This is a genomic window from Desulfopila aestuarii DSM 18488 (genome assembly GCF_900143695.1).
GTDB classification, from domain to species: Bacteria; Desulfobacterota; Desulfobulbia; order Desulfobulbales; family Desulfocapsaceae; genus Desulfopila; species Desulfopila aestuarii.
The window spans coordinates 133,339-146,800 of record NZ_FRFE01000015.1 but is presented as its reverse complement, the minus strand read 5'-3'; the positions used below and the strand labels follow the sequence as shown (position 1 = coordinate 146,800).

The following is a 13,462-nucleotide window of genomic DNA, read 5'->3' as shown; positions in this document are numbered from 1 at the left end:
CTTTCGCCCCGGATAACGATAATTGGTTATATTTTTCGGTACATATCGTTCAACCTGGACAAGTTCCAGAATTGATACCAATCGTTCCTCCTGTTCAGTTAACGGTGTTGGCAAGCATTGGTTTAGATGAGGAAATAGACTTCCTTGGACACGTCCCATCAACCATGATATCGTGTCTATGAGCTTCATGGCATTCTCCTTGGATTGGTTTTGCTGGATACAAAACTATACCAGGAAATGCCATGAAGCTCTATTATTTCAGCGTGTTAAATCAAAATACTCCCTGATTCTGTTATTGCACGTCTTTTTGCAAGAGGCTCTATTGTCATAGTTTTTCCGGGCGGTATGAAATATACCCGGTTGGCCATGACCGGCTGACTGTTTATGGCCTTCTGAACTTGCATTGACGTCTTTCTGCCTATAATTTCCGGTAAAAGGCTGGCTCGGTCAGGATTGAGATGCGTAACAACGACAAAGGCAATGCCTGCGTCAGGAGGCATATGCGTGAAGAATTTCTCTAATGCTTCGAGGCCGCCGGCGGATGCGCCTATCCCGACCACAGGGACTACCACGTGCCTTTTGGATGAAGGAGGGAACGATTGATACTCAGGTGGTGATGCAGCTTTTTCAGGTTGTTTCATGCTTGTCCAGCCGGAGTATGAAAGGTTGCGGCAAGCAGGCAGTTCCCTTATGGGCAAAAGCTTGACGATGGTATTGACAGTAGCGGAGCTTCCATATTCATACCATTATAATTGAATGCAGTAAAATCATATACGTGAAAGAGGTACATGCGAAAAAAAACACTTGGCTGTATAGCATGTTTTTTGTAGTTACAAGAGAAATCACCCAAATGTATTGCGGATTTGGCTCGAACTGTCAGGCAGTTGTGGCATTGCCAAAATCGCATCGATTTTTTAGCTCTAGCAGCTATTCAACACCTATAAGTTTTTAGACGGGCAGGTAACTCTGGTGGACGCGATGGTGAGCCAGTCCCATTGAATCCAGCGCCGGATAGTTTCCTTGATAACCCTCGCGACTCTCCCATCTGTCATCTCTCGGTTTCATCGTGGCACAAATATCCTCAGAGACCATAACTGCTCCCTGATTACGCCTTTTAAAGTATTTCAGGTTATGGAAATGATCTTATCCTCTTGCTGCGTTTGGCTCAATGACCGTTCACTTTTGACGCAAGATATTGATACTATAGAGGATTTCGAGATGCTGATCCAAAGTCCCGACTCCACACACTCGATATGCTGCAGATGACGTCGCATGGTGCTCAACTGGGTAAAATGGACGATATGAGAGAATCAATTCACAGCGAAACGTTCATTCTCCCTACAGTAGACTGTTGCCATTTCTCTGGGTAAATAAGGTGAAAATGTTACCTTTTGGAAGGAATTTGATAATTCAATTGGAAGAAAAAATCTCAAGTAAGGATATTTGTTGCACGAAATCGGATAATACAGAAATAAGAAATATACAATTGAATATGCGTGATAAGACAATGAGATCGACCACCTGGAAGATAAGTGGTGAGTAGCGAATGATAAAGGGGGATTGGTTGAAGGAAGAGAGCTGTTTAATTTCCGGCCACCCTCATCAAACCGCAATAGAAGGGGGTGTGTTCAGAATTCTGTGTCATCTTCCGTTGTGGCCTGCCATCACCCCTTCAGTGAGCGGAGATAAAAATCAGCGCTGAGAATGGGCACCTTAAACATGCTCGTCGGAGGTGCTGACTTTTGTTGGAGCGGATTTTGACATCCATAGCTTTAGCCTCATTTGCCTCTATTTTAAAGCCCTAATTCTTGATCCAGCCGCCCTTCGAAAAAAATCGCCAGCTGAGAAACAGACAGAGACCAGTTCTGAATAGGCATTGTCCACCTCTTCTGAGCATTCTGAATTCCGAGATATAACAACTTTAGCAGGCTGTCCTAATTCGGGAACGCCCCTTTGGTTTTAGTCAATTTCCGAAACTGACGGTGAACCGCCTCTATGGTATTGGTGGTATATATGATCCTCCGAATATCCTCGGGATATTTGAAATATTGACTCAGTCGCTCCCAATTATTTCGCCAGGATCTGATAACAATCGGGTACTTGCTATTCCACTTTGACTCCAGGGTATCGAGCTCCACCTCGGCTATATCCTTACTACTTGCCTTGTATACCCGCTTGAGGTCGACCATGAACTCTTTTTGGTTCTTTGAGGCAACATACTTCAAGGAGTTGCGGATCTGGTGGACGACGCAGAGCTGCACCTCAGTCTTTGGGAAAATTGCCTCTATAGCCTCAGGAAAGCCTTTCAGTCCATCAATGCAGGCAATGAGGATGTCCTCTACCCCCCTGTTGGCAAGATCAGTGAGTACCTGCAGCCAGAAGTTCGCACCTTCGTTCTCAGAAATATACAAACCGAGAACGTCTTTTTTCGGCCCTCCAGATTCACCCCGAGGATCGTGTACACCGCCTTGCTTGCTACTTTACCGTTTTCATGGACTTTATAATGAATCGCATCGAGCCAAACAACAGGATATATCGACTCCAGAGGGCGGGCCTGCCATCGTTTGACCGTCTCAATGATCTTGTCCGTAATAGCGGTTAGGGCACCTGTGGAAATTTCTACACCGTACATCTCCTGCAGGTGACCGGAGATATCTTTGTAGCTCATCCCGAGACCATAGAGTGCGAGAATCTTTTGCTCCAATTCGTCACTCATGGTGGTCTGATGCTTTTTCACGAATTTAGGTGAGAAGTTCCCTTCACGATCCCGAGGAGTACTCAGCTCGAAGCTGCCATTCATGGATTTGATAGTCTTTTTGCTCTTACCATTACGGCGGTTTGCGGTGAGATCCTTTTTGAGGTGGGAATCCAGTTCTGCTTCAAGGGCTGCCTCGGTGAGCTGTTTGATCAGCGGAGTAAGGATACCTTCCTTACCCATGAGAGCTTTGCCCTCCTGGAGGTCTTTAAGGGCACGATTAAAATCAAATTCTGGTTGTTCTTCTGTCATGTCAGTCTCCTTTGTCAGCTGTATATATCAGCTTTGGTTAACTGACACAAAATTTTGAACGCCCTCGAGGGAACGCCAATATCTGTATTGGCGGTAACGGGGTGGCTCGTCATCTCCTTCCTTCGCTGGATGTTCCAGTATTCTTCATGCTTTTCGATTATTCTTTTGACGATCTCTTTTCGCTTTTGATAGGCTTAATGAGGCATCAATGTGCCTCATTGGTGTTTCATATACAAGTGTATCCGAAAGCAAGGATCCATAATGATCAAAGAGAGGATAAAATGAACATGATGAAAAAAATGATAATGGCTGTGTGTGCAATCTGCATCTTCTCCGTTGTACCGGCAATGGCAGAGGGGTTGCAAATTATGACAGAGGACTATCCGCCATTCAACTATACCGAAAATGGGCAGCTGAGCGGCCTGTCGACAGAGGTTGTACAGCAATTGGCAAAAAAAGTTGGAAATCCCGGTGAAATAGAAGAGAAACCGTGGGCCCGGGCCTATGCACTCATCCAGAAAGAGGATGGATTTATCCTCTATTCCATGACCCGCACGGAATCCCGTGAAAATATGTTTAAATGGGTTGGTCCGGTGGCATCAAATAAATGGGTGTTTTTTGCTAAAAAAGGCAGTGGCATCAGCCTCGCGTCACTTGATGATGCCAAGAAAGTTGGCAAGATCGGAACCTACAAGGACGACGCGGCTGAGATTTTCTTAAAAGAACAGGGCTTTACCAATCTGGATAGTGTCGTGGACGATAGTCTGAATGTACCAAAACTCATGGCTGGCAGGGTCAACCTCTGGGTAGTTGGTGAGTTGCAGGGCATTTACAAGGCAAAGCTGCAGGGCGTTGGCGATCAGCTGGAAAAAGTGATGGATGTCAAGGATACCGAGCTCTATATCGCTTTTAGTAAAAATACCCCCGATGATGTAATTGTCAAGTGGCAGGCTGCTTTGGACGAAATGAAGGCAGACGGTTCCTTTGATGCACTGGTGAAGAAGTATATGTAATAAGAAGTAAATAGAGTAATGTCGAAACACGCCTGGAGAGATGTTTTTCTCACCAGGCGTTGTTGTTTATAGCATTTACAATCGTTGCGCAGGAATTGCCTGACATGTTTTACCCTTTGAAATGTCTGTGCTATACTTGGTGAAGAAGTATGGTCTGAACTGGTTGGACTTCTGTTGCCTGCAGGTAAAAAGCACTACAGCAGCAGGAAGGGGATGATTATCGGTGTGTGTTTCTATAGACCACAACAGTGAGGTGCACCATGGCAATTCAGGAAGAATTTGAGAAGCTGGTGGACAGATTGAAGACAGAACGGGATGAGCTTAAGCTAAAAATGCATCTGGCCTCCATGGAGGTGAAGGAAGAATTCGATGAGGCGGAGAAAAAATGGGACCAACTCAAAAACAGGGCTATCGATATAGCCGACGGGGCGGTGGAGACATCCGATGAATATATCGATAAGGCGAAGATTGTCGGTGACGAACTGAAAGAAGCCTATAATCGTATAGCCAGTCGGCTACGTAAGTAGCAATTTTGCAAGGTGTGGGGCGAGGACCGGCATATCAACCGGGGTGTGATCACAATGTTGGCCATGTGTTCAGCTCTCCTTCGTGACGGGGCTGGACCTGGTCAGAATTTCATGGTAATACAAGTCCCTGTCGAGAAATAGTGGTCTCGAATAGCTTATTCGGGGTCACTTATTTGCCGCTTTGCCAGGGGCGTTCCTTGCATGTGGCACTAAAACGGAAATGATCGCTGTCTGGCAGCCCCGCTACGCCTGATAGCCACAAGGTACCACATGGATAGCGTTGACTCACTTTTTAGAGACGGGGTGATGGCCATGGCCACCTACAGCCCCATTGAACCACCCGACCAGATTGCCAAACGACTCGGTCTTCCCGAGGCGCAGATCATCAAGCTCGATGCCAACGAAAACCCCTATGGCGTCGCTCCGGAAGTGTTGGCGGAACTGGGGCGGGCAAAATATCTCTCCATTTATCCCGATCCGGCCCAGAAGGCGATCCGCGAGGATATTGCCGGCTATGTCGGCTGTCTTCCCGAGAATATCGTTGCCGGTGCCGGTGCAGATGAGCTGATCGACCTTATCTGTCGACTGGTCTTGAATCCAGGCGACAAAGTTCTGACCTTCACCCCGACCTTCTCCTACTACAAACATGTGGTGGAATTAAACGGTGGTGTACTGGTGGATGTGCATCGCGAGGAGGATTACTCGATAAATGTAGAAAAGCTTGACGCCATTGACCTTGCCGGGATTAAGGCCGTACTGCTCTGCTCTCCCAATAATCCGCCTGGCAATATGCTTGAGCGGGAGGTGCTCGATTATTTTCTAGCTAAAGAGATGCTGGTAGTGGTGGACGAAGCCTATTACGAATTCTCCCGTACAACCTTCGCCGACCTGATTGGCAAGCACAATAATCTTATCGTGCTGCGTACTTTCTCGAAATGTTTCGGGCTTGCCGGACTCCGAGTCGGCTACGGTATAATGTCGGAGATACTGCAAGAGGCGATTATGAAAATCAAGCCGCCCTACAGTGTCAATATGGCGGCCGAGGTTGCGCTCAGGGTCTGTGTGCAGAAAAAAGAACTTTTTGCCACCCAGGTTGACCGGATGATCGCCACCCGTGACCGGGTGTTAGAAATTCTGCGGGGCCGGGATGATCTTGAAGTCTATCCTTCCCACTCCAATTTCATCCTGTTCCGGCTGAAAAAGGCAAACGCCAAAAACATGCGGGATGAACTTGAGAAAAAGGGCATTCTGCTCCGCTATTTCAACACCCCGCAGCTGCAGAATCACCTGCGGGTCTCAGTAGGTACTGACGCGCAGATGGACCTGTTCATCAAGACCTTCTTCACCATGTTGGATAACGGCTGAAAAAGAAGAACTCACTCACGTTCTGTTCCGGCGCCCCGTCACTCATATTGTGATGGGGCGCTTTTGTTATGATTTTCCCTGGCTTGCTGTTAGATCGACCTTGCCGATATTTCGCATCAAACGCTGGATTTGCGATCGACGTTGCTGGATATAGGGCGAGGGGTTGGCCGAATTAAAGCGAAGAGGGTTGGGCAAGGTGGCGGCAATGGTGGCGCTGTCCCGGGCTGTAAGTTGAACTGCTGTTTTATTGAAATGGAGCTTGGCCACAGCTTCCGCACCATATATACCACGGCCCATTTCGATGGAATTCAGATACACCTCCATGATACGCTCTTTGCCCCAGATCAGCTCGATCAGTACCGTGAAATAGACCTCAAATCCTTTACGAACAAAGGAACTCTGCGGCCAGAGGAAGACGTTCTTTGCCGTCTGCTGGGAGATGGTGCTGGCGCCCCGAGGCTTGCTGCGACGCTTATTTTCCTCCATAGCCCTTTTAATCTGTTCAAAATCGAACCCCCAGTGATCCATAAACAGGTTGTCTTCGGACGCGACCACAGCTTGAACCAGGTGGGGGGAGATGTTTTCCAGTTTCACCCAGGAGTGGTTGAAGGCCGGTCGTTCCCCGGCAGAGAGCGCCTGCACGGCGCGAATGGCCATGAGCGGGGTCAGATAGACCGGTACCACCCGGTAGACGAGAACCATCAGGATGGTCGAGATAAAAAATCCCAGAATCAATTTGGTAATAAGACGCCACAAACGCATAGCTATTCAAATTGCGACCTGAAGGTGGCAAATTCCTGGCGGAGCTGGTCGAGCTCTTCCTGCAGACTGTTAATCTGTTCCTGCAATTCTTCTATCCGGCTGGTTGATTGGGCACCTGGCAGTTCATCGCCGCCGATACCGGATGCACTCTGCTCACTGTTTTCTAAGGATTCGCCTCCGAGAAGGTGACCGTAACGGGCTTCTTTGCGGCCTGGTTGCATTGGCAACCTCTTCACTATTCCTGTTTCCTCGAGGTTTTCAAGGGTTGCTCGCACTTCATCGAGATCGGAAAATGAATAGAGCCGGTCGGTGCGTCCTCGAATCTCGCCGATGGTCTGAGGTCCTCGCAAAAGCAGGATGCAGATTATCGCCTTTTCCTTAGCAATGAAATTTCTTGAGTCGGAAAAAATCTGCTCGAATTTCAGCGCCCGGCCTATACTGCTTTGGCGGACCATTTTACGGCTGCGCAACCCTTCGACTGCCGACATCACTGTTGTCTCGTCGTAAACAACCACCGGTTCCCGGTTGGTCTTTTGATTGCAGGCATTGATGAGCGCGTTCAGTGTCAGCGGGTAATACTCAGGTGTAGCCATCTCTTTTTCGAGAAGGCAGCCAAGAACACGTACTTCAGGGTTGTTGAGCAGTGTGTCGAGGTGGTCCATAATATTCTTTTGGTGGAGTATTTTTTTTATGAAACGAAACGGGTACTATCAGATGAGTGTATCGGCAATTGTCCCGTCAAATGTCGTTTTCCGGCAAAGATCTGCAGATAAAAGGTGAAACTGCAGATCCTTACAGTTCAGCCACAAAAACATGAATGAAAAGGTGATAGCAATGAAAAAGATTCGCTGGGGTATACTTAGTACAGCGAAGATTGGTGTTGAAAAGGTCATCCCGGCCATTCAGGCGTCCACCCATAGCGAGGTAATGGCTATCTCCTCGCAGAGCCTTGACAAGGCACGGGTCGCAGCGACGAAACTGGGTATTCCCAAGGTCTATGGATCGTACGAAGAACTTCTGGACGATCCAGATATTGATGCTATTTACAACCCGTTACCCAACCATCTGCACGTTGACTGGAGTGTGAAGGCCATTCGGGCCGGCAAACATGTGCTGTGCGAAAAACCGATCGGTCTCAGTACCAAAGAGGCGGAGCAGTTGCTTGCTGCTGCGACGGCTCAACCAGAGCTGAAAGTGATGGAAGCCTTTATGTACCGGTTCCATCCCCAGTGGCAACGGGCACGGCAACTCGTTGATGAGGGGGCTATCGGCAACCTCGGGGCGATTCAGTCCTTTTTTTCCTACTATAATGTCGACGCTGCGAATATCCGCAATCGTACCGACGTGGGCGGGGGAGGGCTGATGGATATCGGCTGCTATTGCCTATCTCTTTCCCGGTTCATCTTCGGGGCTGAGCCTCGTCGGGTTATGGGCGCAATGCTGCACGATGACAGCTTTGGTACCGACTACCTCACCTCAGGTCTTCTTGACTTTGGCAGCGGCACTTCGGTTTTTACGTGTTCTACGCAACTGGCTCCCTACCAGAGGGTAAATATTCTCGGTACCACAGGACGGATTGAGATTGAAATACCATTTAACGCTCCCCCTGATCAGCCCTGCAGAATGTGGTTGCAGACGAATGGAAAGCTGGAAGAAATCATCTTCGCAACCTGCAACCAGTATACGCTGCAGGCAGAAGTATTCTGCCAGGCAATCCTGGACAATACAGCGGTACCTACCCCCCTGACAGACGCTGTCGATAATATGCGGGTGCTGGAAGGCATCGTTGAAAGCGCCAGGAGCGGCAGTTGGGTGGTAATTTCCTGAACAGTGGGAGGTGGACTTGTGAGGAATGACAACAGTCAGCTCGAGAAAATATCACGCCTCCTGTGCTGTAGGGCTGGCAGTTTTTCCCGAATTGAATCCATAAACGCAAAGTCGAGCTCAGTTATAATCGTAGTCGCGCAATCAGCGGCTTGGACAAGAACTGTACCCCAAGGGTTGATCACCATGCTATGTCCCCATGAATTGTATTTTGGCGGGCAGATGCCCCAGTTTCCGGCTGCGGCGATGTAACAGAGATTTTCAATCGCCCGCGCCTTCAGCAGGGGTTCCCAATGGTCTTTGCCTGTCATCAGGGTGAAGACCGCTGGGGCGAGTATCAGCGAAGCGCCCATCTCTACCAGTTTACGGTAGAGTTCAGGGAAGCGTATGTCATAACAGATGGATAGGCCGACGATTACTCCCTCGCAGTTAAAAGTGACGACATCGTTACCAGCTGTTACTACATCGGACTCCCGGTAGATTATACCGCTGGCGATTTCGATATCGAACAGGTGAATTTTACTATAACTTGCGACCTGTTCACCCTGACGGTTGAAGACCACGGAGGTGTTAAAGATCTTGTCGCCTCGTTTTTCGAAGATACTTCCGCAGTGGATGAACACTGCTTTGTCGCGGGCTTTTTTTTGCAATCGTGTCAGGGTTGGGCCATCAATCGATTCTGCGTGATCTTTCATTTCCTGATCGGAACCCAGGAAAGCAAACGTTTCCGGTAAAGTAATGAGATCTGCACCCTGATCGGCGAGTTTATCTATGGATTTTTCGACAAACGCAAGATTTTTAGATGTGTCATTTTGGATATTGGTTTGAACTAAGCCGATTTTCACGTTCGAAAACTCCTTTATTCTCGATAGTTCCCAATTGGGCATAGAGAGGTTCCTCGTTGTTGCTATACGCTGGGATGCTGCTGCGACAGTTCGACGAAGTATTCTACACCTGTCGGCACTCTTGTTGAAATTGTTTTCTCTGTATCTCTCAGGTAATAGATTCCAGGCGATTGCCGATGATGTCGGTACGGGTTTGAAAAGACGGGAACGGGAGGTGAAATTCGAGCTGGTGATCTTGAACCTAGGGGAAGCCGTTCAATATCAAACGTATCTAGCCTGGCCCAATGTTCAGATAGCTGGCCGGAGCTGAAAATGAACCCACAATCTTCACTACAAAATGGATTCCAACTCTTTTTCAAGCTGTGAGTAGACAGGCAAGCTGGATCAGAATTGGCGATGTTTTGTTAGTCGAGCAATCTGTTTGTCGCTCAAACCTTGTAGATTTTCATTCAAGGTAGATGTGGTTCTCTCAGCGATGGCTGGAGCTGTCTGAAAAGGATTGTCCCCGATAATTTGCGCTATTCTGTTTTGGAGAGTTTCAAATTGTTTAATATGTTGCCGTACAATAGTTGGATTCTTTCCGTTTAAAATCTGCTTTATAGCTGGAATAATATCTCCTATAACCTCAGTATTCTGAGGGGCTACCAGAGGAAGGCCGTCATTATTCCCAATAATCGATAGGATTCCTCTATAGAGGCTGAACGATTGATAATTTATTTTCTCAATTGTGTCTCCACGCCACTGCTCTACCTTGCCAGGTTTACTCGATCTCACTATTCCAGCGAGTACCTGAGAAGACATTCCCAGCTCAAATGACAATAATCTCTTTAGTATTAATGTTGCAAAATCAGTATCATAAACCCTACTAAGGCCATGTTCCTTGGGGTTATAATAAATGATGTTGAGCTCTTTTGAAAGAGTGCCATTCTTCTTAACTTTTACGTATGACAACATTGGAACAATCGGTGTCTTTGTTTCAATAAGTTCATGAAAATATTGATATGTTGGCTCGGTGGCGTATTCTGTCATGAAAGTTGATTGTTCTCTTGCTACGTGTAAAAAGACCTGAGATTGAAGGGTAAATACAATAGAAAAATAATGAATATGCTTTTAATCTCACCAGATAGCTGTCTAACAAGCAGCTGTACTATATCGAATAATGTGTGGTTAGGCAAAAGGATTCGGCTGCGGAAATACACTTGGCGCCTCAATGATTTTGGTAAAGGTGCAGGCTAAGACTTCCTGATACGTTTGCTTGCAATTATTCACCTAGAATCATGTTAGGAGTAATGTGCAATAAGATGATGATATTATTTTGATAAGTGTGATTTTTTTTTGTTTTGGGGATGGCTGTTAGGTGTTTTGGCAGTTAGCACGACCTCAAAATAAGATTGTGAGTTGATGGTTTTTGGCAAACTATATGGCAGGCAAGAGGTCATCTGCTGTCGCGAAATTTCAGCAAAATATCTGCCGGGAATTCGCAAACGCTTTCAAGGCAATGGGAGAAATCCTGGGAGCATCCCAGTAAAACTTTGGTTGAAAAAATGAAGGAAAAATCAATTATTGAATGTGCGATTAAGTGATTGAAGAAATTGCTGGGACGAGAGGGTTGCTTCAATGGAATCCTCTAGCTTTCCAAGACTGCCTAAGGTTCAAGACTTCAATCAGATAGTTGTTCCAGTGTTCAGCATTCTGACTATGACCATATCTCTTATGGTACTCCGCTAAGATCATATGTCTCGTTTTTATGCTGGTAAGCTTCCATTGACTGTGTAGATCATCTTTCTGTTTTTCGGTCATAGCCAATCCTTTTGTAGAATTAGTCAGATGGCTAAACCTAAAAACCGCACCTTACATTTTTCTGACAGCACTGAAGAAAGCCAATAAGAAAAAAAACTCATCCTGACATCATTCCAGGTTAGCATTTGTCAGATTTAATCCAGTGTCACAATTGAGGCGTAACTGATTGAAAATATATGGATAATCAGGCGTTCTTATCTTGCTACTAGTGAGATCTATATCAAAAATCGAGTAATCTGGGATGCTGGCGCTAACATCAAATAAAAAAGGGCTAACGATTAAACGTAAGCCCTTGAATTTACTTGGAGCGGGAAACGAGATTCGAACTCGCGACCTTCAGCTTGGGAAGCTGACACTCTACCACTGAGTTATTCCCGCAGAATGTGCAGCGATTATATCTCAGGCCGGGATGTTGTCAATACTAATTTCACTTGAAAGCCTTGCATAGGCATCTACCTTTTTTCAGCTTTCCGCAGTGATGATCCTGATTATATCAAGCTCTTCCGGCAGGTGCGAAAGACCAAAATCTTCCTGGAAACGATGCACTGATATCCCGGCAATGGACGATTTTGGGAGTATATGTTTTGACATGCTGCCAGTAATACTTTATAGAAAGCACTCATACGTTTTTGCAGGGGGGTGGCCGTATGGCCTGAGATGATACCCTTTGAACCTGATCTGGTTAATACCAGCGTAGGGAATTGCATAGAGCAGTATACTTCCTATATCAGATTCTTTTCGTTGAGCGATTTCCGTTCAACGCGTCTCTTTGTTCCCCTCCTGTATGGTTTTCATGTGAAGTGCGTTTTTGTTTGATATTGCGCCTTTTTGATGAATTGATTTTTTAACCGCAGGAGTTCCTTATGTCTTCGTTTGGTCAGATCTGTGCCGAAAATCTGGAAAAAGTTCGGGCAAGAAAGCCGCTTATCCATAACATCACCAACTTTGTGGTGATGAACTCCACGGCCAATGTGCTACTGGCAGCCGGGGCATCACCGGTCATGGCTCATGCTGCCAACGAGGTTGAGGAGATGGCCGGTTTTGCCGGGGCACTTGTGCTTAATATTGGCACATTGACCGACATCTGGGTTGAGTCTATGCTCCTTGCCGGTCGCAAGTGTACGGAGCTGAAAACCCCTATCGTTCTTGACCCGGTTGGTTCCGGTGCGACAGCGCTCAGAACCATCACGGCAAAACGTATTATCGAGGAGACCTCAGTGAGCGTTATTCGGGGCAACGCCTCGGAAATTTTGTCGCTTCGAAACACAGACTCGAAAACAAAAGGCGTGGATTCGCTTCATTCTGTCGATGAAGCGGCGGAAGCTGCCAAAGCCCTTGCCATTGAGCTGGGGACGACCCTGGCAATTACCGGTCCGGTCGATCTTGTTACCGACGGCCAAAGGGTGCTGCGGGTGGCGAATGGTCATCCACTCATGTCTTATGTGACAGGCACTGGTTGTGCCGCCACTTCGGTTATTGGTGCTTTTGCAGCAGTTGACGACGACACCGTAACGGCGACCGCCACGGCGTTGGCCTATTACGGTCTGGCCGGCGAAAAGGCGGGTGCCATGTCCAATGGGCCGGGTTCGTTCATGGTGAATCTGCTGGACGCTTTGTACAACCTCACACCTGAGGATGTGAAGGCGGGTAGCAAGATCTCTGCGGATGCGTAATAGCCATGCGAATCGATTATTCACTCTATCTGGTGACAGACCGCTCTCTATGCGGCAGTCGCTCGACCATCGATGTTGTGGCGGCAGCAGTAGCGGGCGGCGTCAGCTGTGTGCAGCTGAGAGAAAAGCATCTTCCGGTGCGCGAGATGATTGCGGAAGCGCGACAGCTTATCTCCTTTTTGCGACCTCTGGGTATTCCGCTTATCGTCAATGACCGGGTCGACGTGGCGCTGGCAGCCAATGCCGATGGGGTACATCTTGGCCAGAGCGATATGCATATAGTTGATGCCAGAAGCATACTGGGGCCGGGTCGAATTATCGGTATTTCGGCCGAATCTGTGGACGATGCTGTCACTGCCGAACAGGAAGGGGCGGATTATATCGGCATCAGTCCCGTTTTTGGCACCATGACAAAAACTGATATTGCTGAGCCGCTGGGGATTGCCGGGGTGCGGGAGATTCGCCGTTGTGTGGGCTTGCCATTGGTGGGTATTGGCGGGATCTCCGCCGCCAATGCAGCTGAGGTTGTGAGAGCCGGAGCTGATGGGGTGGCGGTAGTGTCCGCTATTGTCTCGGCAGCTTCTCCTGAGAACTCGGCCCGGGAGCTGTTTATGCATGTTCAAAGCGGCAGAGCGAACTAACGAAA

At 47.7% G+C, this 13,462-nt stretch carries 13 protein-coding genes, 1 tRNA gene, 1 pseudogene and 1 riboswitch; of the genes and pseudogenes, 6 read left to right on the top strand and 9 right to left on the bottom strand.

Annotated features, from left to right (window positions below):
* From BUF15_RS27760 to BUF15_RS15345, 3 genes and pseudogenes are all read right to left on the bottom strand, one after another.
* A partial coding sequence (locus BUF15_RS27760) for a hypothetical protein (RefSeq protein WP_234981187.1) occupies positions 1-189 on the bottom strand: 189 nt, incomplete at its 3' end.
* A 77-nt stretch (positions 190-266) separates the two neighbouring features.
* Positions 267-641, bottom strand: coding sequence for a chemotaxis protein CheB (locus BUF15_RS15350; protein ID WP_073614569.1), 375 nt, complete (start codon positions 639-641; stop codon positions 267-269).
* Between the two features lie 1,152 nt (positions 642-1,793).
* Positions 1,794-3,007: pseudogene (locus BUF15_RS15345) on the bottom strand (IS256 family transposase).
* A gap of 287 nt (positions 3,008-3,294) precedes the next feature.
* Here BUF15_RS15345 and BUF15_RS15340 point away from each other — a divergent pair.
* From BUF15_RS15340 to hisC, 3 genes are all read left to right on the top strand, one after another.
* A complete protein-coding gene (locus BUF15_RS15340) occupies positions 3,295-4,020 on the top strand; it encodes a substrate-binding periplasmic protein (RefSeq protein ID WP_159441310.1) in 726 nt (241 codons plus the stop codon).
* A gap of 260 nt (positions 4,021-4,280) precedes the next feature.
* Positions 4,281-4,547: a hypothetical protein gene (locus BUF15_RS15335; RefSeq protein WP_073614567.1), complete on the top strand. Its 267-nt coding sequence runs from the start codon at positions 4,281-4,283 to the stop codon at positions 4,545-4,547.
* Between the two features lie 270 nt (positions 4,548-4,817).
* The gene (gene hisC / locus BUF15_RS15330) at positions 4,818-5,912 is read left to right on the top strand and encodes a histidinol-phosphate transaminase (RefSeq protein ID WP_073614565.1); all 1,095 of its coding nucleotides are present in this window, start codon (positions 4,818-4,820) and stop codon (positions 5,910-5,912) included.
* Positions 5,913-5,978: 66 nt separating this feature from the next.
* Here hisC and mtgA read toward each other — a convergent pair whose 3' ends face one another.
* Positions 5,979-6,674: a monofunctional biosynthetic peptidoglycan transglycosylase gene (gene mtgA / locus BUF15_RS15325; RefSeq protein ID WP_073614562.1), complete on the bottom strand. Its 696-nt coding sequence runs from the start codon at positions 6,672-6,674 to the stop codon at positions 5,979-5,981.
* A 2-nt stretch (positions 6,675-6,676) separates the two neighbouring features.
* On the bottom strand, positions 6,677-7,336 hold the full coding sequence (locus tag BUF15_RS15320; protein ID WP_073614560.1) for a YceH family protein: 660 nt from the start codon (positions 7,334-7,336) through the stop codon (positions 6,677-6,679).
* 172 nt (positions 7,337-7,508) lie between these two features.
* Here BUF15_RS15320 and BUF15_RS15315 point away from each other — a divergent pair, with 172 nt between their 5' ends.
* On the top strand, positions 7,509-8,501 hold the full coding sequence (locus BUF15_RS15315; RefSeq protein WP_073614577.1) for a Gfo/Idh/MocA family protein: 993 nt from the start codon (positions 7,509-7,511) through the stop codon (positions 8,499-8,501).
* A gap of 35 nt (positions 8,502-8,536) precedes the next feature.
* Here the strand turns inward: BUF15_RS15315 and BUF15_RS15310 are convergent, their stop codons facing one another.
* The 4 genes from BUF15_RS15310 to BUF15_RS28095 all read right to left on the bottom strand — a co-directional run bounded on the left by BUF15_RS15310 (position 8,537) and on the right by BUF15_RS28095 (position 11,734).
* Positions 8,537-9,343, bottom strand: coding sequence for a carbon-nitrogen hydrolase family protein (locus BUF15_RS15310; RefSeq protein WP_159441309.1), 807 nt, complete (start codon positions 9,341-9,343; stop codon positions 8,537-8,539).
* Positions 9,344-9,727: 384 nt separating this feature from the next.
* Entirely contained in the window at positions 9,728-10,372 is a 645-nt protein-coding gene (locus BUF15_RS15300) for a hypothetical protein (protein ID WP_073614553.1), read from the bottom strand.
* 1,074 nt (positions 10,373-11,446) lie between these two features.
* Positions 11,447-11,521 (bottom strand) — tRNA-Gly (locus BUF15_RS15290).
* An 84-nt stretch (positions 11,522-11,605) separates the two neighbouring features.
* On the bottom strand, positions 11,606-11,734 hold the full coding sequence (locus BUF15_RS28095) for a hypothetical protein (protein ID WP_268753194.1): 129 nt from the start codon (positions 11,732-11,734) through the stop codon (positions 11,606-11,608).
* A gap of 34 nt (positions 11,735-11,768) precedes the next feature.
* Positions 11,769-11,861: riboswitch (TPP riboswitch) on the top strand.
* Positions 11,862-12,006: 145 nt separating this feature from the next.
* Between BUF15_RS28095 and thiM the strand changes: the two genes are divergently transcribed.
* Positions 12,007-12,816 (top strand): hydroxyethylthiazole kinase, encoded by an 810-nt coding sequence (gene thiM / locus BUF15_RS15285; protein WP_073614549.1) that lies wholly within the window; start codon positions 12,007-12,009, stop codon positions 12,814-12,816.
* A gap of 5 nt (positions 12,817-12,821) precedes the next feature.
* Positions 12,822-13,457: a thiamine phosphate synthase gene (thiE, locus tag BUF15_RS15280; protein WP_073614547.1), complete on the top strand. Its 636-nt coding sequence runs from the start codon at positions 12,822-12,824 to the stop codon at positions 13,455-13,457.
* The last annotated feature ends 5 nt before the right edge of the window (positions 13,458-13,462 follow it).